23 protein-coding genes and 2 tRNA genes are annotated in these 21,065 nt (G+C 66.9%); 16 read left to right on the top strand and 9 right to left on the bottom strand.

What is annotated here, in order from left to right; all coding sequences use genetic code 11:
* Positions 1–36 precede the first annotated feature (36 nt).
* A tRNA-Leu gene (locus WT24_RS19695) sits at positions 37–123 on the bottom strand.
* Between the two features lie 252 nt (positions 124–375).
* Between WT24_RS19695 and rnr the strand changes: the two genes are divergently transcribed.
* The 6 genes from rnr (at position 376) to WT24_RS19665 (ending at position 7,591) form a co-directional block, all read left to right on the top strand.
* Positions 376–2,847 (top strand): ribonuclease R, encoded by a 2,472-nt coding sequence (gene rnr, locus WT24_RS19690; protein ID WP_059789788.1) that lies wholly within the window; start codon positions 376–378, stop codon positions 2,845–2,847.
* Positions 2,848–2,995: 148 nt separating this feature from the next.
* The gene (rlmB, locus tag WT24_RS19685) at positions 2,996–3,739 is read left to right on the top strand and encodes a 23S rRNA (guanosine(2251)-2'-O)-methyltransferase RlmB (RefSeq protein ID WP_059499012.1); all 744 of its coding nucleotides are present in this window, start codon (positions 2,996–2,998) and stop codon (positions 3,737–3,739) included.
* Between the two features lie 109 nt (positions 3,740–3,848).
* Complete coding sequence (locus WT24_RS19680) at positions 3,849–4,721, top strand: N-acetylmuramoyl-L-alanine amidase (RefSeq protein WP_060035624.1); 873 nt, start codon at positions 3,849–3,851, stop codon at positions 4,719–4,721.
* Between the two features lie 92 nt (positions 4,722–4,813).
* Positions 4,814–5,509, top strand: a complete 696-nt coding sequence (rpiA, locus tag WT24_RS19675; RefSeq protein WP_059499010.1) for a ribose-5-phosphate isomerase RpiA — start codon at positions 4,814–4,816, stop codon at positions 5,507–5,509.
* 280 nt (positions 5,510–5,789) lie between these two features.
* Positions 5,790–6,506, top strand: coding sequence for a FadR/GntR family transcriptional regulator (locus WT24_RS19670; RefSeq protein WP_006476118.1), 717 nt, complete (start codon positions 5,790–5,792; stop codon positions 6,504–6,506).
* Positions 6,507–6,604: 98 nt separating this feature from the next.
* Positions 6,605–7,591, top strand: coding sequence for a Gfo/Idh/MocA family protein (locus tag WT24_RS19665; protein WP_060035622.1), 987 nt, complete (start codon positions 6,605–6,607; stop codon positions 7,589–7,591).
* 52 nt (positions 7,592–7,643) lie between these two features.
* On the opposite strand, the gene WT24_RS19660 is transcribed toward WT24_RS19665, so the two are convergent.
* The 7 genes from WT24_RS19660 to WT24_RS19630 all read right to left on the bottom strand — a co-directional run bounded on the left by WT24_RS19660 (position 7,644) and on the right by WT24_RS19630 (position 12,934).
* A complete protein-coding gene (locus WT24_RS19660) occupies positions 7,644–8,336 on the bottom strand; it encodes an amino acid ABC transporter permease (RefSeq protein ID WP_006484207.1) in 693 nt (230 codons plus the stop codon).
* Between the two features lie 122 nt (positions 8,337–8,458).
* Positions 8,459–9,253 carry a cystine ABC transporter substrate-binding protein gene (locus WT24_RS19655; RefSeq protein ID WP_034207169.1) on the bottom strand — a complete coding sequence of 265 codons (795 nt, stop codon included), beginning with the start codon at positions 9,251–9,253 and terminating at the stop codon, positions 8,459–8,461.
* A 100-nt stretch (positions 9,254–9,353) separates the two neighbouring features.
* On the bottom strand, positions 9,354–10,391 hold the full coding sequence (locus WT24_RS19650) for a quinone-dependent dihydroorotate dehydrogenase (protein ID WP_027807358.1): 1,038 nt from the start codon (positions 10,389–10,391) through the stop codon (positions 9,354–9,356).
* Positions 10,392–10,488: 97 nt separating this feature from the next.
* Entirely contained in the window at positions 10,489–11,319 is an 831-nt protein-coding gene (locus WT24_RS19645; RefSeq protein ID WP_060035620.1) for an arginyltransferase, read from the bottom strand.
* Positions 11,320–11,352: 33 nt separating this feature from the next.
* Positions 11,353–12,117, bottom strand: a complete 765-nt coding sequence (gene aat / locus WT24_RS19640; RefSeq protein WP_059499005.1) for a leucyl/phenylalanyl-tRNA--protein transferase — start codon at positions 12,115–12,117, stop codon at positions 11,353–11,355.
* A gap of 11 nt (positions 12,118–12,128) precedes the next feature.
* Complete coding sequence (locus WT24_RS19635) at positions 12,129–12,674, bottom strand: NUDIX hydrolase (RefSeq protein ID WP_006476111.1); 546 nt, start codon at positions 12,672–12,674, stop codon at positions 12,129–12,131.
* A gap of 183 nt (positions 12,675–12,857) precedes the next feature.
* Positions 12,858–12,934 (bottom strand) — tRNA-Met (locus WT24_RS19630).
* Between the two features lie 197 nt (positions 12,935–13,131).
* Between WT24_RS19630 and WT24_RS19625 the strand changes: the two genes are divergently transcribed.
* From WT24_RS19625 to WT24_RS19615, 3 genes are read left to right on the top strand one after another with little or no spacing between them, the layout of a single operon-like run.
* On the top strand, positions 13,132–13,629 hold the full coding sequence (locus WT24_RS19625; protein ID WP_006476110.1) for a heme-degrading domain-containing protein: 498 nt from the start codon (positions 13,132–13,134) through the stop codon (positions 13,627–13,629).
* 9 nt (positions 13,630–13,638) lie between these two features.
* Positions 13,639–13,971, top strand: a complete 333-nt coding sequence (locus tag WT24_RS19620) for a multidrug efflux SMR transporter (protein WP_373557105.1) — start codon at positions 13,639–13,641, stop codon at positions 13,969–13,971.
* A 31-nt stretch (positions 13,972–14,002) separates the two neighbouring features.
* On the top strand, positions 14,003–15,157 hold the full coding sequence (locus tag WT24_RS19615) for an enoyl-CoA hydratase/isomerase family protein (RefSeq protein WP_060035649.1): 1,155 nt from the start codon (positions 14,003–14,005) through the stop codon (positions 15,155–15,157).
* Positions 15,158–15,290: 133 nt separating this feature from the next.
* Here the strand turns inward: WT24_RS19615 and WT24_RS19610 are convergent, their stop codons facing one another.
* The gene (locus tag WT24_RS19610) at positions 15,291–15,719 is read right to left on the bottom strand and encodes a hypothetical protein (RefSeq protein ID WP_034207173.1); all 429 of its coding nucleotides are present in this window, start codon (positions 15,717–15,719) and stop codon (positions 15,291–15,293) included.
* A 340-nt stretch (positions 15,720–16,059) separates the two neighbouring features.
* Here WT24_RS19610 and ssuD point away from each other — a divergent pair, with 340 nt between their 5' ends.
* From ssuD to dusA, 7 genes are all read left to right on the top strand, one after another.
* On the top strand, positions 16,060–17,217 hold the full coding sequence (ssuD, locus tag WT24_RS19605) for an FMNH2-dependent alkanesulfonate monooxygenase (RefSeq protein ID WP_059499098.1): 1,158 nt from the start codon (positions 16,060–16,062) through the stop codon (positions 17,215–17,217).
* A 15-nt stretch (positions 17,218–17,232) separates the two neighbouring features.
* The gene (ssuC, locus tag WT24_RS19600) at positions 17,233–18,045 is read left to right on the top strand and encodes an aliphatic sulfonate ABC transporter permease SsuC (protein WP_059499003.1); all 813 of its coding nucleotides are present in this window, start codon (positions 17,233–17,235) and stop codon (positions 18,043–18,045) included.
* Complete coding sequence (locus WT24_RS19595; protein ID WP_060035618.1) at positions 18,042–19,001, top strand: ATP-binding cassette domain-containing protein; 960 nt, start codon at positions 18,042–18,044, stop codon at positions 18,999–19,001. Before ssuC ends, WT24_RS19595 begins: the two co-directional genes overlap by 4 nt.
* A 57-nt stretch (positions 19,002–19,058) precedes the next feature.
* Positions 19,059–19,274: a molybdopterin-binding protein gene (locus WT24_RS19590; protein ID WP_006476104.1), complete on the top strand. Its 216-nt coding sequence runs from the start codon at positions 19,059–19,061 to the stop codon at positions 19,272–19,274.
* A 148-nt stretch (positions 19,275–19,422) separates the two neighbouring features.
* Positions 19,423–19,620 carry a hypothetical protein gene (locus tag WT24_RS19585; protein WP_059499097.1) on the top strand — a complete coding sequence of 66 codons (198 nt, stop codon included), beginning with the start codon at positions 19,423–19,425 and terminating at the stop codon, positions 19,618–19,620.
* Positions 19,621–19,675: 55 nt separating this feature from the next.
* The gene (locus tag WT24_RS19580) at positions 19,676–19,921 is read left to right on the top strand and encodes a hypothetical protein (protein ID WP_059789796.1); all 246 of its coding nucleotides are present in this window, start codon (positions 19,676–19,678) and stop codon (positions 19,919–19,921) included.
* A gap of 128 nt (positions 19,922–20,049) precedes the next feature.
* Positions 20,050–21,036, top strand: coding sequence for a tRNA dihydrouridine(20/20a) synthase DusA (dusA, locus tag WT24_RS19575; RefSeq protein WP_059785570.1), 987 nt, complete (start codon positions 20,050–20,052; stop codon positions 21,034–21,036).
* The last annotated feature ends 29 nt before the right edge of the window (positions 21,037–21,065 follow it).

Genomic DNA, 21,065 nt, shown 5'->3' with positions numbered 1-21,065 from the left:
AAGGTCGGCTGAAAGCCGACCTTTTTAAAAAACAGATGGTGCCCAGGAGAGGACTCGAACCTCCACGATGTTGCCACCGCTAGGACCTGAACCTAGTGCGTCTACCAATTCCGCCACCTGGGCACGTTTTGCAGTAGCTGCTTGCTGCAAAGAAGCGAAATTATAGCGCCCCAATTATTCCTGTCAACATCTTTTTGCGGCGCATCGCAAACCGGCCGCCACCGTGCGCGGCCGCGGCATTCCCCGTCATTTGGCGACACGGGCGGGTGATAGAATGACCCGCCGCCGTCAATATAGAACTGTCTCGGACGGACACCTCTATGTTGATGCCGTGCACCATCGGTCAACGCAACGAGAACAATCATCGACAAACCCTTGAGCAAATATCCGTACCCCATTCCGAGCCGTGAAGAGATTCTCGGCGTGCTGCGTACGAGCGACGCGCCGCTGGCCGCCAACGACATCGCCGAAGCCCTGTCGATCAAGCGTCAGGAGCGCGAGGGGTTCTTCCGGCGTGTCGCCGCGATGGAGCGCGACGGCCAGATCCGCCTCGACAAGCGCGGCCACTACCAGTTGACCCATCCGTCGAATTTCGTCGCGGGGCGTGTGCAGGGGCATCGCGACGGCTACGGGTTCGTGATCCGCGACGACGGCCAGGACGATCTGTTTCTGCCGAACGGCGAAATGCAGAAGGTGATGCACAACGACCGCGTGCTCGCGCGGATCGTCGGTTACGATCGCCGCGGCCGGCCGGAAGGGCATGTCGTCGAAGTCACCGAGCGCGCGAACAAGCGCGTCATCGGCCGCCTGCTGAACGAGAACGGCGCACTGATCGTCGCGCCGGAAGACAAGCGTATCGGCCACGACATCCTGATCACGCAGAACGTGAAGAAGGCGAAGGTCGGGCAGGTCGTCGTCGTCGAGCTGACCGATTTCCCGAGCCGCCATTCGCAGCCGCTCGGCCGTGTCGTCGAAGTGCTCGGCGATATCGACGATCCGGGCATGGAAATCGAAATCGCGGTGCGCAAGTACGGCGTGCCGCACGAATTCAGCCAGCCGGCGCTCGACGAAGCCGCCGCGCTGCCCGACAAGGTGCGGCCGGCCGACCTGCGCTTCCGCGTCGACCTGCGCGACGTGCCGCTCGTGACGATCGACGGCGAGGACGCCCGCGACTTCGACGATGCCGTCTACTGCGAGCCGGTCAAGGTCGGCCGCGGCGACGGCTTCCGGCTGATCGTCGCGATCGCCGACGTGTCGCACTACGTCCAGCCGGGTAGCGGGCTCGATGCCGACGCGCTCGAGCGCAGCACGTCGGTCTACTTCCCGCGCCGCGTGATCCCGATGCTGCCGGAGAAGCTGTCGAACGGCCTCTGTTCGCTGAATCCGCAGGTCGACCGCTGCGTGCTCGCGTGCGACATGGTGATCACCGCGCGCGGCGAGATCAAGGCATACCAGTTCTATCCGGCCGTGATCCATTCGGCGGCGCGCCTGACGTACACCGAAGTCGCGGCCGTGCTGTCGAACACGAAGGGGCCGGAGGCTGCGCGCCGCGCCGATTTGCTGCCGCACCTGCAGGATCTGTACGGCGTCTACAAGTCGCTGTTCGCCGCGCGGCAAAAGCGCGGGGCGATCGACTTCGACACGACCGAGACCTACATCGTCTGCAACTCGCAGGGCAAGATCGAGCAGATCGTGCCGCGTCAGCGCAACGACGCGCACAAGCTGATCGAGGAATGCATGCTGGCCGCGAACGTCTGCGCGGCCGATTTCCTGAAGCGCAACAAGCATCCGGGCCTGTACCGCGTGCACGCGGGGCCGACGCCGGAAAAGCTCGAGAACCTGCGCGCGTTCCTGCGCGGCATGGGTCTGTCGCTCGGCGGCGGCGACAAGCCGCATGCGAGCGACTACGCGGCGCTGATGGCGCAGATCCGCGACCGGCCGGACGCGCAGATGCTGCAGCCGATGCTGCTGCGCTCGATGCAGCAGGCCGTCTACAGCCCGGACAACATCGGCCACTTCGGTCTCGCGTACGAGGCATACGCGCACTTCACGAGCCCGATCCGCCGCTATCCGGACCTGCTCACGCACCGCGCGATCTACGCGATCCTGTCGGGCAAGAAGTACGTGCCGAAGGCGCCGGAAGGCTTCGAGCTGAACACCGCGCTGTCGCCGCGCGCCCGCGCGATGCAGCAGGCCGACGACGAAGCGCGCGGCCGCTCGCGTTCGAACACGGCGATCTGGGAAGAGCTCGGCCTGCACTGCTCGGCGAACGAACGCCGCGCGGACGAAGCGTCGCGCGACGTCGAAGCGTGGCTCAAGTGCTACTTCATGCGCGACAAGCTCGGCGAGGAGTACGGCGGGATGGTGAACGGCGTGACGTCGTTCGGCATCTTCGTGCAGCTCGACACGCTGTTCATCGAAGGGCTCGTGCACGTGACGGAGCTCGGCTCGGACTACTTCCAGTACGACGAGATCAAGAACGAGCTGCGCGGCGAACGCACGGGCATCCGCTATCGCCTGTCGGATCGCGTGCGCGTCCAGGTGAGCCGCGTCGATCTCGATGCGCGCAAGATCGATTTCCGGCTCGTGCGCGATACGCCGGTGAAGGCGCCGCGTCCGTCGCCCGCACCGGCTGCCGGCGTCGATCGCAACGGCAGCGGCCCGCGCGTGCGCGCGCTGCCGCCGACGGAGGAAACCGTGCCGCGCCGCAAGACGGCCGCGAGCGCGCCGAGCGTCGCGGTGAAGGAAGCGCGCGCCGCGCGTGGCGCCGCGAAGAAGAAGGGCGGTGGCGGCGGTGCGTCGGCGAAGCCGGCCGCGAAGAAGGCCCGCGCCCGCAAGAAGTATTGAGCGTTCGGGGCGGCGCAAGCGCACGCCCTGCAGTATCGAGAGACGCCGCGTCACCGGTCATCGGCCGGCCACGCGGCGCTTTCCTTTTCCATGGATCGCGGCTGCGCATGTCGCGCGGCCGCACGTTTGATCGAAGGTTGTTCCAGTCATGTCACGTCTGAAGGTTCTTTACGGTTTTCATGCGGTGACCGCACGTATGCGGCACGATGCATCGACGGTGGCGGAGGTGCTGTACGACCAGACGCGCCGCGACCGCCGCATGCAGGAGTTCCTGCACGCCGCGAAGGAAGCGGGCGTGCGGCTGATCGCAGCCGACGAAACGCGCCTGTGGGGCCTCGCGCATACCGAGCGCCACCAGGGCGTCGTCGCGCGCGTCGAGGACATGCCGCTCGCGCAGAACCTGTCCGAGCTGCTCGACGGCATCAACGGGCCCGCGCTGCTGCTCGTGCTCGACGGCGTCACCGATCCGCACAACCTCGGCGCGTGCCTGCGGGTCGCCGATTCGGCCGGCGCGCACGCGGTGATCGCGCCGCGCGACCGGGCGGTCGGCCTGAACGCGACCGCGGCCAAGGTGGCGAGCGGCGCGGCCGATACGGTGCCGTACATCACGGTGACGAACCTGGCCCGCGCGCTGCGCGAGCTGAAGGAAGCCGGCGTGTGGATCATCGGCACGTCGGACGAGGCGCCGGCGACGCTCTACGAGACGAAGCTCGACGGCCCGGTCGCGCTCGTGATGGGCGCGGAAGGCGAAGGCATGCGCCGGCTCACGCGCGACACCTGCGACGAAGTGATGAGCATCCCGATGGCCGGCAGTGTGGAAAGCCTGAACGTGTCGGTCGCGAGCGGCGTGTGCCTGTACGAAGCCGTGCGCCAGCGACGCGCGAAGGGCTGACCCCGAGGCTGACCCGACCGAGGGCCGGCCCGTCCCGCGCGCGACGCGCGGGCATCGAATGACCCGAACGACGCGTGCCCCGATGCAAGCTCTCCGGAATCCGAGACCGATGACCCCGTTCCGTGTCGGCGTTTCCTGCGCCGTGCTCGGCCTGCTGGCTGCCTGCACGTCGCCGACGCTCGTCGATCGCGACACCTACTACGCCGACACGAGCCTGCATGCGCGCGGCGCCGATTCGCGGATCCGCTTTCTCGTGATGCATTACACCGAAAGCGACGAGGCGAAATCGCTGCGCACGCTGACCGGCGAGTCGGTCAGCGTGCATTACGTCATCCCGCCGCAGCCGCGCACCGAGCGCGGGATGCCCGTCGTCTACCAGCTCGTTCCGGAAGCGCGGCGCGCGTGGCACGCGGGTATCAGCGAATGGCAGGGCACGACCGAGCTGAACGCGGTGTCGATCGGCATCGAGAACGTGAACCGCGGCCCGCTCGATCCGCAGCAACGCACCTGGCAGCCGTATCCGCCCGAACAGGTCGACGCGCTGATCCGCCTGTCGAAGGACATCGTCGCGCGCTACGGGATTGCGCCGACGCGCGTGGTCGGGCACAGCGACATCGCGCCGCAACGCAAGATCGATCCCGGGCCGCTGTTCCCGTGGCATGCGCTCGCGCAAGCCGGCGTCGGCGCATGGCCGGACGACGCGACCGTCGCGGCACGGCTCGGCGGCCGCGATCCGCACGCACCGGTCGACGTGCGGGAACTGCAGCTCAAGCTCGCACGCTACGGCTACGACGTGCCGACCGACGGCGTGCTCGACACGCGCACGCGGCGCGTGTTCGCCGCGTTCCAGATGCATTTCCGGCCGTCCGACTACGCGGGCAACCCGGACGCGGAAAGCGACGCGATCGCGCAGGCGCTGCTCGACAAGTACTTCCCCGGCACGCAAGCGGCGGACCTCGCGCCGGCCGCCGACACACACTGAATACGCGGCGCATCGGCCGCCGAAAAACGCAGGGCGGTCCGCCGACTCCGGTAAACTGGCGGTTTTCCGCAATCCCGCAGCATTACCACGCCATGACTCAAGACGAACTCAAACGCCTCGTCGGCCAGGCCGCCGCCGATTACGTGATCCAGAACGTGCCCGAAGGTGCGGTGATCGGTGTCGGCACCGGCTCGACCGCCAACTGCTTCATCGACGCGCTCGCCGCCGTCAAATCGCGCTATCGCGGCGCCGTGTCGAGCTCGGTCGCCACGACCGAACGCCTGAAATCGCACGGCATCAAGGTGTTCGACCTGAACGAGATCGAGTCGCTTCAGGTGTACGTCGACGGCGCCGACGAGATCGACGCGAGCGGCGCGATGATCAAGGGCGGCGGCGGCGCGCTGACGCGCGAGAAGATCGTCGCGTCGGTGGCCGACACGTTCGTGTGTATCGCGGACGCCAGCAAGCGCGTGCCGGTGCTCGGCGCATTCCCGCTGCCGATCGAGGTCGTGCCGATGGCGCGCACGGCGATCGGCCGGCGCGTGACCGCGCTCGGCGGCGTGCCCGTGCTGCGCGTGACGAAGGACGGCGCGCCCTACATCACGGACAACGGCAACGAGATCATCGACGTGAAGGGCCTGCAGATCGCCGATCCGCGCGGTTTCGAAGCGCAGGTGAACGCATGGCCGGGCGTCGTGACGGTCGGCCTGTTCGCCGAGCGCGGCGCGAATCTGTGCTTGCTCGGCACGGAAAACGGCGTTGAAACGATCGTTTATCCGGCTGGCTGAATCTGAATGAGAAGCAGTCCGTAACGGCGCGCTATCTGCCGTCACGGATTGGATATATAAATCTTGTGGAAACCGGGGTCCGGCAGGCGCGGCGCGCTTCCCGGGCCTTTTTTTTAGCCGTATAAATCACCTCGTTCAAAAGAGGGATAACCCTGTCAGGTGTTTACCAGATAGCGAAATATCGTCGAACTCATCAACTTATAGATCATAAGAACAGTAGTAACCAGGGCCGGCGGAACTGCGGAGCAGGTGTTCGCAAATCGACGCACGGGGAGGTGTCATGGAGCAGGGCAAAGACCGGTCACTGGTCGCCAAAGTGATGGATGGGCTTGTCGCGGGTATCGTCGAAGACAAGTACGGCGGCATCTTGCCGCCACAGGACGTGCTGTCGAAAGAGTTCGACGTGAGCCGCACGGTGATGCGGGAAGCGTTGTCGATGTTGCTTGCGCGCGACATGCTCGACGTGCGTCCGAAAGTCGGTACGCGCGTACGGCCGATGCGCGACTGGCGGATGATCGACGAAGACGTCGTGAGTTGGCGATTCCGGGCAAAGCCCGATCCGCAGTTCATGCGCGACGTCATCGAATTCCGGATGCTGATCGAACCACGCGCGACCGCGCAGGCGGCGGTGCGTGCGACGGCGGCCGACATCGCGGGCATTCGCGAAGCGTTCGATGCGTTCAAGGTGCTGCAGCCGGGCGACCCCGGCTACGACACGGCGGACGAACTGCTGCATACGCGGATCGTCCAGGCGAGCGGCAATCAGTTCTTCCAGCAGATGGCGGCGATCGTGCGCGGGGCAGTGCGTCTCGTGAATCCGCGCGTCGTGCAGAAGGAAGGCGCGCACGACATCGCGGTGAAGGCGCATGCGCGCGTCGTGGATGCGATCGAACGGCGCGACCCGCGCGAAGCCGAAGCGGCCTCGCTCGCGCTGATCGATTTCAGCGCGGACGAGATTTCGCGCGATTTCTCGGTCGACGTGCCGGTGCGTGCCTGACGTTGCGCGTATCGCTCATCCGTGTGCCGGGCCGTTTATCATGACGGCCGGCCGGCAGCGTGCCGGCAACCGTCATACGACCGACACGGAAGATCAGGATGAACGACAACGACCATCGCCCGGTGCGCTTCGGCATCGTCGGTGCAGGCAGCATTGCGCGCCGCTTCGCGCAAAGCCTCGCGCACGTGCCGGGCGCCACGCTCGCTGGCGTCTGGGCCCGCCGCGCCGATGCAGCGGCCGCCTTCTGCGAGACTTACGGCGGCGCGCCTGCCGCGCGCCTCGATGCGCTCCTCTCGAGCGATATCGACGCGGTCTACATCGCGACGCTCCATGACAGTCACGCGCAGTACACGCTGGCCGCATTGGCTGCCGGCAAGGCCGTGCTGTGCGAGAAACCCGCGGCGCTGAACGCCGTGCAACTCGACACGGTGCTGCACGCGGCGCGCGATGCCGGGCTGCTCTTCATGGAGGCGATGAAGCCGCCGTTCTTCCCGCTGTACCGTCAGTTGCGCGCGCACCTGCGTGACGATCCGATCGGCGAGATCCGGCTCGTGCGAGCCGGCTGCGCGTCGTCGTCGGTGCCGGGGGACCATTCCGTCTATCGGCTCGATTGCGCGGGCGGCGCGCTGCTCGATATCGGCATCTACGAGGCGTTCCTTGCCGTCGACTGGCTCGGCGCGGCGCGCGACGTGCAGACGCTCGGCCGCGTCGGCGCGACGGGTGTCGACCTGTTCGCGAGCCTGAACAGCGTGCATGCGAACGGCGGGATCGCGCAGCTCTTTTGCGGCCTCGACGTGATGGGGCGCGGCGACGCGCTCATTGCCGCGGCGGGCGGCCACGTGACGATTCACGAGAAGTGGTGGAACCCCGCGCGTGCGACGATCCGCTACGCGGACGGGCGCACCGTCGAACTCGACGCGCCGGTCGACGGCGGTGGGCTGAACTACGAAACCGCGCATTTCTGCGACCTGCTGCGCGCGGGCGAGATCGAAAGCCCGATCATGACGCACGACCATTCGCGGCAGATGATCGCGATGACCGACGCGGCGCGCGCCGTGCTCGGCGTGCGTTATTCGGGCGAGTAAGCGGGAAGAAGGGTGCCGGGCCCGCGAGCGTGGCCCGGCGCAACTGCGCGGCTCAGTGCCGCGACGGCAGCGACAGGCGCTTTTCGTACCAGCGCTGCACCCATTCGAGGATCTGGCACAGGATCCAGTACACGGCCGCGGCGGCGAGATAGAGCGGCAGCGGCTGATAGGTGGCCGCGATCACTTCCTGCGCGCTGCGCAGCAGTTCGGTCACGGTGATCACCGATACGAGCGACGTGTCCTTGATCAGGCTGATCAGGCTGTTCGACAGGCTCGGCACCGCGATGCGCAGCGCCTGCGGGCCGATCACGTAGCGCAGCGTCTGCCCCCACGACAGCCCGAGGCTGTACGCGGCGAGCCACTGGCCGCGCGCGATCCCGTTGATCGCGCCGCGCATGCTTTCCGACATGTAGGCCGCAACGTTCGCGGACAGCGCGATCACGCCGGCCGGCGTCGGATCGAGCGAGATGCCGAGGCTCGGCAGCCCGTAATAGATGACGAAGATCTGCACGAGCAGCGGCGTGCCGCGCATCAGGCTCACGTACGCGCGCGCCAGCCACGCGAGCGCGTTGACCCAGATGCGCTCGAAGCCGTCGAGCGCTTCGCTTTGCCGGATGCCCATCATCGCGAGCACGACGGCGCCAAGCAGGCCGAACACCATCGACAGCACGGCGAACTTGACGGTCAGTACGGCACCCTGGGCGAGCACCGGCAGCGATTGGACGAGCAGGGACGTTGTCGACATGGAATACGAAGCGAATGCGTGCGCGAAAGCGCAATCATAAACCGGACCGATAAAACAAAGGGCGGCATCGTTGCGGATGCCGCCCTTTCCGGCCCGCCGTCGGGCGGGAAATGCAGGCGTGCTTACTTGATCGGTTTCGTCACGTCGATGCCGAACCACTTGTCGGAAATCTTCGTGAACGTGCCGTCGGCCTCGAGTTGCGCCATCGCGTCGTCGATCGCCTTCTGGAACTTCGGGTTGCCCTTCTTGAACGGGATGCCCGACGGGTTCGCCGAGCCGACGTTCGCGCCCGGGCGCAACGGCAGATCGGAATTCTTCGTCAGGTACGCGAGCATCAGGCGGTCGTTGAGCGCCGCGTCGAGGCGGCCGGCCGCGAGATCGCGCAGGTACTCGGGCGCGCCCGGGTACGTCTTCACGTCGATGCCCGGCACCGATTTCGCCATGTCCATGTAGTTCGTGCCGAGCGCGACGCCGAGCTTCTTGCCCTTCAGGTCTTCCAGCGACTTGAACTGGCGCGTGTCGTCCTTGCGCTGGATCAGCTGCGCGGACGAGTACGTGTACGCCGGCGAGAAGTCGAGCGTTTCCTTGCGCTTGTCGGTGATGCCGACCTGGTTGGCGATCACGTCGAACTTGCCGGCCTGCAGGCCCGCGATGATGCCGCTCCATTCGGTCGTCACGAATTCGGCCTTCACGCCGAGCTTCGCCGCGACGGCTTTCGCGATGTCGACGTCGAAGCCGACGAGCTCGCCTTGCGGGCTCTTCGAGTTGAACGGCGGGAACGTGCCTTCGAGGCCGACCCGCAGCGTGCCGCGTTGCTTGACCTGATCGAGGAGGTCGGCCGCATGCGCGGTTGCCGCAGCGAACGACGTGCCGATCACGCCGGCCACCAGCAGCTTCTTCAGCAGCGAAAATTTCATCGTGTGTGTCCTTGCCCTGTCCGGGTCAATGAGTCGGATAGTGAAGCCGATAATAGCAAAAATGCTATCGATATCTAAATATCGTTTGCTTATGACTATATTACGCGCTGCGTTCGCGGGCAATCGCCTTTACGCACTCCGACACGAGTGCGGGGCCGCGATAGATGAAGCCGGTATAGAGCTGGACGAGCGCCGCGCCGGCCGCCAGCTTCGCGCGCGCGTCCTCGCCCGAGAAAATGCCGCCGACGCCGATGATCGGCACGTCGTTGCCGACTTCCGCATGCAGCTTGCGGATCACTTCGTTCGATGCATCGAACACGGGGCGGCCCGACAGGCCGCCGGCTTCGTCCGCGTGCGGCAGGCCCTGGACGGCCGCGCGCGACAGCGTCGTATTGGTGGCGATGACCGCTTCGATCTTGTGGCGCAGCAGCGTGTCGCCGATTTCCTTGACCTGTTCGTCGTCGAGGTCGGGCGCGATCTTCAGCGCGAGCGGCACGAGCTTGCCGTGCAGGTCGGCGAGGCGCTGCTGCTTGTCCTTCAGCGCGGCGAGCAGCGCGTCGAGTTCGCCCGCGCCCTGCAACTGGCGCAGGTTCTTCGTGTTCGGCGACGAGATGTTGATCGTCACGTAGCTCGCGAACGGGTACACGCGCTCGAGGCAGTACAGGTAATCCTCGGCCGCGCGCTCGATCGGCGTGTCGGCGTTCTTGCCGATGTTCAGGCCGAGGATGCCGCGATAGCGGGCGGCCTGGACGTTCTTCACGAACTGGTCGACGCCGTGGTTGTTGAAGCCCATCCGGTTGATCAGCGCCTCGGCCTGCGGCAGCCGGAACATCCGCGGGCGCGGATTGCCGGGCTGCGGGCGCGGCGTGACCGTGCCGACCTCGATGAAGCCGAAACCGAGCGCCGCGAGGCCGTCGATGGCCGCGCCATCCTTGTCGAGGCCGGCCGCGAGGCCGACCGGGTTGCGGAACGTGAGCCCCATCACGGTGCGCGGCGCGTCGGGCACGCGGGCCGACAGCGCGCAGGCGAGGCCTGTGCGGCCGGCCGCGCCGAGCGCGCGCAGCGTAAGGTGGTGAGCGTCTTCCGCATCCATTTTGAACAGGGATGCGCGGGCCAGCGGGTAGAGGGAACTGAACACGGGAATGGGGCGGACAGCCGAATGAATGACAACCCGCTATTTTACCGGGAGTTGCACGGCACGGGCGAGCTTCGCTCCGTAGCCGCCGCGACGCGCGTCAGCCCGTGCTGGAATGCCCGCCCGGCAATGGCGCGCGCGCCAGCGCCGCGTCGACGGGCGGCAGGTCGATCCGTTCCGGGTCGAGCGCCTTCCAGCGGCCGTCGATCAGTCCTTCGAGCGGATGGAAGTTCGCCTTGTAGGCCATCTTCGGGCTCTCGCGGATCCAGTAGCCGAGGTACACGTAGGGCAGCCCGAGGCTCTTCGCCTGTTCGATCTGCCACAGGATGTTGTAGGTACCGTAGCTCGTGTGCCGGTCGTCGGGCTCGAAGAACGTGTACACCGACGACAGCCCGTCGCCGAGGATGTCGATCATGCTGACCATCCGCAGCTTGCCGGGCTCGCCGCCCGGCGCGTCGAGGTCGCGGAATTCGACGAGGCGCGAATTGATCCGGCTTTGCAGCAGGAACTGTTCGTACTGGTCGCGGCTGTCGCGATCCATGCCGCCGCCCGCGTGGCGCGCGGACTGGTAGCGCATGTAGAGCGCGTAATGCTCTTCATCGTAGTGCAGCGGCGAGACCGTCGCGACCAGCGCGCGGTGCCGCTTCCACATCCTGCGCTGCGTGCGCGTGGGCACGAACTCGCCGGCCGGCACGCGCACCGGCACGCATGCGCGGCAGCCGTCGCAGTACGGGCGGTACGTGAAGACGCCCGAGCGGCGGAAGCCGGCCTTCACGAGTTCGGTGTAGATGTCGGAATTGATCAGGTGGCTCGGCGTCGCGACTTGCGAGCGCGCGATGCGGCCGTCCAGATAGCTGCACGGATAGGGCGCCGTTGCATAGAATTGCAGCGCCGAAAGCGGTGAAAGCGGCAGCTCAGTCGGGTGAGTCATGGGCAGCTCTCGATGCAGGGAAGGAGTGCCGCGCTAGCGCTCGGTCCCGGAGGGCGCCGCCGTTTCGGCGGGGCTCGTCAGCGCGGCGAGCACGCGCTTGTCGAACTGCCACGGAATCGGCGGTTCGGCTACCGCGCGGCGCACGTGAGCGACAAAGGCCTTGCGTGCGATCTCGCGGCCGCCGAGCGACGCTAGATGCGACGTATTCTGCTGGCAGTCTATCATTTCCAGCCCCTGCTCGCGAAGGTGTGCGACGAGCGCGGCCAGCGCGATTTTCGACGCATCGGTCACGTCCGCATACATCGACTCGCCGAAAAACATCCGGCCGAACGAGACGCCGTAGAGGCCGCCGACGCGGCGCCCGCCGCGCCACGTCTCGATGCTGTGCGCGTTGCCGGTGCGGTAGAGCGACGTATAGGCGTCGATGATCTCGGCGGTGATCCAGGTGCCGCGCTGCCCGCGGCGCGGCGCCTGCGCGCACGCGCGCATCACGCCGGGAAAATCGTGATCGACGCGCACCTCCCATTCCGGCTCGCGCAGCACGCGCTTGAGCGTCTTGCGCAGCGACGGCGCGACCTTGAATTCGGCCGGCACGAGGATCATGCGCGGGTCGGGGCTCCACCACAGCACCGGCTGACCGTCCGAGTACCACGGGAAGATGCCGCGCAGGTAGGCGTCGATGAGGCGCGACGGCAGCAGGTCGGCGCTCGCGGCGAGCAGCCCGGGGGCGCCGGTCGCGGGACCGAGCGCGCGTTCGATGGACGGAAACGGATCGTCCGGACCGAGCCAGGGAACCATGGGTGCGGGGCTCAGCCGTTGCGCAGCGAGCGGAAAATATCGCCGGTGTGCACGCCGTAGTCGCCGGCGGCGCGATCGGCGAAGAAGAAGCGTAGCGTCTGGCTGACGGTCGGGAACGCGATCTCGTCCCACGGGATGTCGGCCTCGTCGAACAGTTTGACTTCGAGGCTTTCCTCGCCGGCTTCGAAGCCCGGATCGGTGAGCCGCGCAAGGTAGAACAGGTGGACCTGGTGCACGTGCGGCACGTTGAGCAGCGTGAACAGGTTCTGCACCTCGACGCGCGCGCCGGCTTCCTCGAGCGTTTCGCGCGCGGCGGCTTCCGCGGTCGTTTCGCCCATTTCCATGAAGCCCGCCGGCAGCGTCCAGAATCCGTAGCGCGGTTCGATCGCGCGGCGGCACAGCAGGATCTGGTCGCCCCAGACCGGGACCGTGCCGACGACGTTGCGCGGATTCTGATAGTGGATCGTGCCGCAGTGATCGCAGACGAAGCGCTCGCGGTTGTCGCCCGGAGGAATGCGCGCGAGGACTTCGTGACCGCAGACGGAGCAGAATTTCATGTCGAGTGGAAGGGACGAGTTGATGCGAGTGTATCACCGGGCCGCGGCATTCTCGAACGCCCGCGCATGCCGCGGCGTGTCGCGCGAAACGGCGGTCGGGTGTGCGACGAGGGGGCGGCGCCCGGACGCGCAAAAGCAAAAAGCCCGGCGCGAAGCCGGGCTTTTTGCGAAATTCTGGACGGTTGGTTGCGGGGGTAGGATTTGAACCTACGACCTTCGGGTTATGAGCCCGACGAGCTGCCAGACTGCTCCACCCCGCGTCCGTCGAAGAAATAGATTATATGGGCTAACCCGAATGCGTGCAAGTGTTTTCTGATAACCGGATGGCGGGCTCCGGTGGGGCCGGTACGGGGAAGCACGTGCGCTAGAATCGAGCGGTTTGTGTCGTCATTCCGGCAGCGGCCCTGCGCGATCGCCTCGGCGCCGTTGCGACTTTCACTACTGCATCGACGGATTCATGGACATCGCTCACGATCTGCAATCGATCGGCGCGCAGGAACAGGCGCTCGTGTTTCCCCATTTCGACCCGGCCCGTGCATGGGCGCTCGGCAACCGCATGCATGCGCTCGCGACGTCGCGCGGTCATGCGATCGCGATCGACATCGTCACGTTCGGCCAGCCGCTGTTTTACGCGGCGCTCGCCGGCGCGACGCCCGACAACGCCGACTGGGTGCGCCGCAAGCGCAACGTCGTCGCGCATTTTCGCCGCAGTTCGTACGCGATCGGCCTGCGCATGCAGCAGGCCGGCGCGACGCTCGCGGACAAGCACGGGTTGCCGGTCGCCGAGTATGCGTCGCACGGCGGTTCGTTTCCGCTGACCGTCGCCGGCGCCGGCGTGATCGGCTCGATCACGGCGTCCGGGCTGCCGCAGCGCGCGGACCACGAGTTCGTCGTCGAGGCGCTGTGCGCCGAGCTCGGTCACGACTATGCGGTACTGGCTCTCGCAAGGAGCTGAGCGATGCAACTGCCCGGTTACGCATGGCTCGCGATCGCGATCGTCGCGGAAGTGATCGGCACGTCCGCGCTGCGCGCGGCGGACGGTTTCACGCGCTTGTGGCCGTCGGTGCTCGTCGTCGCCGGTTACGGCGTCGCGTTCTACTGCCTGTCGCTCACGTTGCGCACGATGCCCGTCGGCATCATCTATGCAGTCTGGTCGGGCGCCGGCATCGTGCTGATCACGCTCGTCGCGATGCTGCTCTATCGCCAGGTGCCGGACCTGCCGGCGGTGATCGGCCTCGGGCTGATCATCTCGGGCGTCGTCGTGCTGAACCTGTTTTCGAAGATGCAGGCGCACTGAGCGTGCGCCTGCCGTTTGCCGGATGACCTTCATGACCGATTCCACTTCCGCCGCCGTTTCCGCCGAATCCGCCCAGCCCGACGTGCGTGCGTATGTCGCGAACCGCATCGGCTTTCTCGAACTGAACCGACCGAAGGCGTTGAACGCGCTGTCGGTCGGCATGATCCGGCTGATGCAGCAGGCGCTCGATACGTGGCGCGACGATCCCGACGTCGTCGCGGTCGTCGTGCACAGCCCGCATCCGCGCGCATTTTGCGCGGGCGGCGATGTGCGCTTCTTCCACGACGCGTGGCAGCGCGGCGACCGCGATGCGGTCGACACGTTCTTCATCGAGGAATACACGCTCAACCATGCGATCTTCACGTATCCGAAGCCGTACATCGCGTTGATGCACGGCGTCGTGATGGGCGGCGGCATGGGGATTTCGCAGGCGGCGCGGCATACGGGCGGCCTGCGCGTCGTGACCGACTCGACGAAGATGGCGATGCCCGAAACGCGCATCGGCCTGTTCCCGGACGTCGGAATGAGCTGGTTCCTCGCGCGTACGCCCGGCGCGATCGGCCGTTATCTCGCGGTGACGGGCGCGACGCTCGACGCGGCCGGCGCGCTGTACGCGCAACTCGCCGACGTCTATCTGCCCGATGCCGCGCTTCCGGCGTTGCTCGACACGCTGCGCAGCGTGCGCGTCGACAACGGTGCGCAGGCCGTCGCCTGCGTGACCGAGGCGGCCGCCGCGCACAAGGTCGTGCCGACGCCGGACACGTCGGCGCTCGCCGACGCGCGCGCCGGGATCGACCGGCATTTCGCGCAGCCCGACCTCGACGCGATCCTCGCGTCGCTCGACGCCGAGCAGGATTGCGCGGCGGTCGACGGGTGGGTCGAGAAGGCGACCCACGCGATGCGCGAGCAGCTGTCGCCGCTGTCGATGGCCGTGTCGCTCGAAGTCGTCGAACGCGCGCGCGGCGCGACAATGGCCGATTGCCTGCGGCGCGATCTCGATCTCACACGCTCGACCTTCGCGCGCGGCGACGTGATCGAAGGCGTGCGTGCGCTGATCGTCGACAAGGATCACCAGCCCGTGTGGCGTTTCAAGTCGGCCGCCGACGTCGACCGTGCCGACGTGCTCGCGATGTTCGACAGCCCGTGGGCGCCCGACACGCATCCGCTGCGCAAACTGAAAGACTGACGTCGATCGGGCACGACCCGTGCGTTCGATCGACGCGCGAGGCAGAAACGAAAAGGCCGCGTGCATGTGCACGCGGCCTTTTTCATGGACGTCGGCCGGTCCAGGCCCGAGGGGTGTGTCGTCCGGCCCGGCGTTATTCGTCGCCCGCGTCGTCCGACATGAAGGCGCGCATGAACACGAGCGCGCCGAAGCCCCACACCGCGTTCGCCGCGAAGCCGGCCGCGAGCACGGGCATCATGTTGCCCGACGGCCAGATACCGCGCAGCGGATCGATCGCGAACACGCGGGCGGCCGTCAGCACGATACCGCCGAACACGAGCGCGCCGACCCACGATGCTTCGCGTTCCGGCGAGACGCGCAACAACCACGCCATCGGAATCGCACAGCACGCGCTGATCAGCGCATTCGCGACAAATTCAGGAATGCCGAGCGGCGCGAACGGTTGTGTCGAGAAGCCGGTCGCGGCGATCAGGTCGGCCGTGTGAAGGAGGGCGAGGGTGGCCTCGCGGAAGAACAGGGCGGCCAGGAAGCCGGACAGGAAGGGCAGGATGACTTTCTGCATCGATGAGCGCATCGCAGGCGCGCACGGCTGGGGCCGGGCGCGCGGAGTTATTCGGATAGGTGCGTCATTATAGGGCCCCGCCGCGGCGATATTCGCTCCAGCGTCGTGCTAATCACGAAAGCGGAAAACCTAAGCTCAAAAAAATCGTTCCAAAGCCCTGTACCGATCCCTAGACTGATTTCCCGGAAACAGCCGTGCGATCGCGTCCTCGTCCGCTGCACGGCCTGACCGGCGAGCCATCCCGATTCGAATGCACACCATGCATGCGTCGCTCATCCACGACGCGAGCAGGGCGATGTTTTTCCAAATTTCGGCAGTGACAGTCAAGCAGGAGCAGCAGATGAATGTGTTCTGGTTTATCCCCACGCACGGCGACAGCCGCTATCTCGGCACGGCCGAAGGCGCACGTGCCGCGGACTACGATTACTTCAAGCAGGTCGCCGTGGCGGCGGACACGCTCGGCTACGACGGCGTGCTGCTGCCGACCGGTCGTTCCTGCGAGGATGCGTGGGTCGTCGCGTCGAGCCTCATTCCGGCAACGCAGCGCCTGAAGTTCCTGGTCGCCGTGCGCCCCGGCATCGCTTCGCCGGGGCTGGCCGCGCGGATGGCCGCGACGTTCGACCGCCTGTCGGGCGGCCGCCTGCTGATCAACGTCGTCACGGGCGGCGATGCGGCCGAGCTCGAAGGCGACGGTCTCTTCGCCGATCACGACACGCGCTACGAGATCACCGACGATTTCCTGAACATCTGGCGCGGGCTGCTGGCCGCGTCGCACGACAACGGCGGGTTCGACTATATCGGCAAGCACCTGCAGTCGAAAGGCGGCAAGGCGCTTTATCCGCCCGTGCAGCACCCGCATCCGCCGCTGTGGTTCGGCGGCTCGTCGCCGGCCGCTCACGCGATCGCCGCCGATCACATCGATACCTACCTGACCTGGGGCGAGCCGCCCGAGGCCGTCGCGAAGAAGATCGCCGACATCCGCGCCCGTGCCGACGCGCGCGGCCGCAAGATCCAGTTCGGCATCCGCCTGCACGTGATCGTGCGCGAGACCGAGGACGAAGCGTGGCGCGACGCCGAGCGGCTGATCAGCCGGCTCGACGACGACACGATCGCGCGTGCGCAGAAGGCGTTCGCGAACATGGATTCGGAAGGCCAGCGCCGGATGGCCGCGCTGCACGGCGGCAAGCGCGGCGGCCGCGAGGCGCTCGAGGTCTATCCGAACCTGTGGGCCGGCGTGGGGCTCGTGCGCGGCGGCGCCGGCACGGCGCTCGTCGGCAATCCCGAGCAGGTCGCCGAACGCATGCGCGAATACGCGGATCTCGGCATCGAGACGTTCATCCTGTCCGGCTATCCGCACCTCGAGGAGTCGTATCGCTTCGCGGAGCTCGTGTTCCCGCTGATCAAGGGCAAGGGCGTCGAGAAGGCGGCCGGCCCGCTGTCGGGGCCGTTCGGCGAGATCGTCGGCAACAACTATCTGCCGAAGACGAGCCAGAGCTGAGCGAGGAGGCTTGCGATGACAACGAAAACGTCGGCGACGGGTGTCGCCGTGGCCGCCCGCGCATGGCGCGGCGTCGCGCCGTGGCTCGTGCCGCTCGCGTTGCTGGTGGCGTGGGAAGTCGGTGCGCGCACCGGATGGCTGTCGACCCGCGTGCTGCCCGAGCCGGTGGCGGTCGTGCGCGCGGCGTGGTCGCTGGTGACGTCGGGCGAAATGTGGGCGAACGTGAAAGTGAGCACGTGGCGCGCGCTGTTCGGCTTCGCGATCGGCGGCGGCGTCGGCCTCGCGCTGGGGCTTGCGACCGGGCTGTCGAAAGCCGCCGAGGTCGCGCTCGATTCGACGATCCAGATGATCCGCAACATCCCGGCGCTCGCGATGATCCCGCTCGTGATCCTGTGGTTCGGCATCGACGAGAAGGCGAAGCTGTTCCTCGTCGCGCTCGGCGTGTTCTTCCCCGTGTACATCAATACCTATCACGGGATCCGTTCGGTCGACGCGAACCTGATCGAGATGGCGAAGAGCTACGGCGTGCGCGGTTTCGCGCTGTACCGCGACGTGATCCTGCCCGGCGCGTTGCCGTCGATCCTCGTCGGCGTGCGCTTCGCGCTCGGGCTGATGTGGGTGATGCTGATCGTCGCGGAGACGATCTCCGCGCAGTCGGGCATCGGCTACATGACGATGAACGCACGCGAATTCCTGCAAACCGACGTGGTGGTGGTCGGCATCCTGCTGTACGCGGTGCTCGGCAAGCTGGCCGACGTGCTGGCGAAATGGCTCGAACGCGTGACGCTGCGCTGGCACCCCGCTTATCAATCAGGAGCAAAGGCATGAATGCGACGACCTCGGCGGCCGCCTACGGCCCGCTCGCCGGCGCAGACCTCGAGGCCGAGCTGGCGCAGGCCCGCGTCGCGGATGGCGATGCGCGCGATGCGGCGATCCTCGAACGTGACGGCAGCGCATCGGTCGTGCCGCTCGCGCGGCGGCGCGCGGGCGGCTCCGCTCTCGACGATGCGGTCACCTTGTCGGGCGTCAGCAAGCGCTTCGGCGCCCGCACGGTGCTCGACAACGTCGAGCTCGGCATCGCGCGCGGCAGCTTCGTCGCGATCGTCGGCCGCAGCGGCTGCGGGAAATCGACGCTGCTGCGTCTCGTCGCGGGGCTTGAGCAGCCGAGCAGCGGCGCGCTCGTGACGCGCGGCGAGGGCGGCGGCGTGCTCGATACGCGGATCATGTACCAGGATGCGCGCCTGTTGCCATGGAAGACCGTGCTGCAGAACGTGATGCTGGGCCTCGGCCGCGGCGCGCGCGACCAGGCCCGCGCGGTGCTCGACGAAGTCGGGCTGCTGGAACGCGCGAACGACTGGCCCGCGCAACTGTCGGGCGGGCAGCGGCAGCGTGTCGCACTGGCCCGCGCGCTCGTGCACCGGCCGCAACTGCTGCTGCTCGACGAGCCGCTCGGCGCACTCGATGCGCTTACCCGCATCGAAATGCATGCGCTGATCGAGCGCCTGTGGCGCGAGCACCGGTTCACCGCGCTGCTCGTCACGCACGACGTGCAGGAGGCCGTTGCGCTCGGCGACCGCATCCTGCTGATCGAGCAGGGGCGCGTGGCGCTCGACCAGTCGGTGCCGCTCGACCGGCCGCGTGCCCGTGCGTCGGCTGCATTTGCGGCGCTGGAGGATCGCGTGCTGAAACGCGTGCTCGCCGGCGGCGCCGGTACGGCCGATCAACACGCAGAACAAGCAGCAGACGAGATTCGACCGGTCGGGCAGATCCGCTGGGCCGTTTAATTCCGGGCGGCTCCGGCCGCCCGTTCTGAGACTTTTTTCTTCGGAGCGATCATCCCGATGAGCATCACTGCAATCAACGTACGGAACCAGTTCAAGGGCAAGGTCAAGGAGATCATTCGCGGGTCCGTGGTTTCCGAAGTCGACGTCGAGACGCCGTTCGGCATCGTCACGTCGGTGATCACCACCCGTTCGGTGGACGAACTCGAACTGAAGGTCGGCGCCGAAGTCGTCGCGCTCGTGAAGTCGACGGAAGTGTCGATCGCGCGCCTCTGAGCGCGTGTGTCGCGCATCGGTGCGGCGCCGCCGGGCTGGCGACGTGCCCGATGGCGCCGCATTTGCATCCGCGCAGCGCGTTTGCCTCGGTATTCGACTCCCGGACGAAGTGCTAGGATGGAACGACACCGATGCCGGAGGCGAACGCATGACCCCCATCCTTTCCCCCGAAGCCATCGAGGCGCTGAAATGGATCGACCAGTTCGGCGACAGCCGGCCGGTTCCCGCCGCATTCGACGGCGTCGTCCATGCGTTGCTGAACGACGGGCTGATCTATCTGGCGACGGCCGACCGGGTCGATCTGACGGCCGATGGCCGGTCTTTCTTGTCCGACGAATACGATTGAGCACGCGGCGCCGGCCGCTCAGGCGGCCTCGCGCGGCGTCGTCACGGAGCGTGCGATGGAACCGAGAGGCAGCGACCTCGGCGATTTCAGCGAGCCGTACCGCGGTTTCGAGATCGAGGTGAAGACCGAGCAGGTCTGGGACGGCGAACATGCGCACTATCGCGTGCTGCAGGGTGAGGCCGTGCGGATCGACTGGCGGCCGGTCAAGGTCGACGGGATGCTGTTGACCGAGCGGCGCGTGATCGAATGCGTGCTCGACGAGGCACGCCGGGCGGTCGATGCGGAGCTGGGCGACGGCTAGCGCACGCGTCGGGCGGGGGTGGCCAGTATTGCGGTAAAATATCCGGTTGTTTCCGCGCCGTCTGGCCTGTACCCGATTCCATGTCCGTTCCGTCCTCGCTTCCTCCCCGCCGTGTATCCGTCGCGCCGATGCTCGACTGGACCGACCGTCATTGCCGGTCGTTTCACCGCACGCTGACGCGCAACACGTGGCTGTATACGGAGATGATCACGACGGGCGCGTTGCTGTTCGGCGACGCCCAGCGGCATCTTGCGTTCACGCCGAGCGAATCGCCGATCGCGCTGCAACTGGGCGGCAGCGAGCGGGACGATCTCGCGCGCGCGGCGAAGCTCGGCGAGCAGTGGGGCTACGACGAAATCAACCTGAATTGCGGGTGTCCGTCCGAGCGCGTGCAGCGCGGCGCGTTCGGCGCATGCCTGATGAACGAGCCGCAACTCGTTGCCGACTGCGTGAAGGCGATGCGCGATGCGGTGTCGGTGCCGGTGACGGTCAAGCACCGGATCGGTGTCGATGCGGTCGAGGACTACGCATTCGTGCGCGACTTCGTCGGCACGGTGGCCGAGGCCGGTTGCGAGACGTTCGTCGTGCACGCCCGCAACGCGATCCTGAAGGGGTTGTCGCCGAAGGAGAATCGCGAGATCCCGCCGCTCAAGTACGACTATGCGTATCGGTTGAAGCGCGATTTTCCGTCGCTGGAGATCGTGATCAACGGCGGCATCACGACGCTCGATGAAGTCGAGCAGCATCTCGAGCACGTCGATGGCGTGATGCTCGGCCGCGAGGCATATCACAACCCGTACGTGCTGGCGGAGGTCGATGCGCGCTTCTACGGATCGAGCGCAGCGGTGCCGACGCGCGAAGAGGCCGAGGCGCAACTGATCGCGTATTGCGCGGCCGAGCTGAAGCGCGGCACCTACCTCGGCGCGATCGTGCGGCACGCACTCGGGCTGTATCGTGGCATGCCGGGCGCGCGTGGCTGGCGTCGTGTGCTGTCCGACAACAAGAAGCTCGCGCGCGGCGATCTGGCCGTGTTCGACGAGGCACGCGCGCATCTGAACGAAGCCGAAGAAATTTTTGAAAAAAAGGCTTTGCAAGATTCAAAAGTGTTCGTATAATCTTGTTCTTCGCTGCTGAAACAAAACAG

Origin of the sequence: Burkholderia sp. MSMB1078WGS (genome assembly GCF_001528895.1) — a bacterium.
Lineage (GTDB): Bacteria > Pseudomonadota > Gammaproteobacteria > Burkholderiales > Burkholderiaceae > Burkholderia.
Note: the sequence above shows the minus strand (reverse complement) of the source record. Positions and strands in the feature narration are given on the sequence as shown.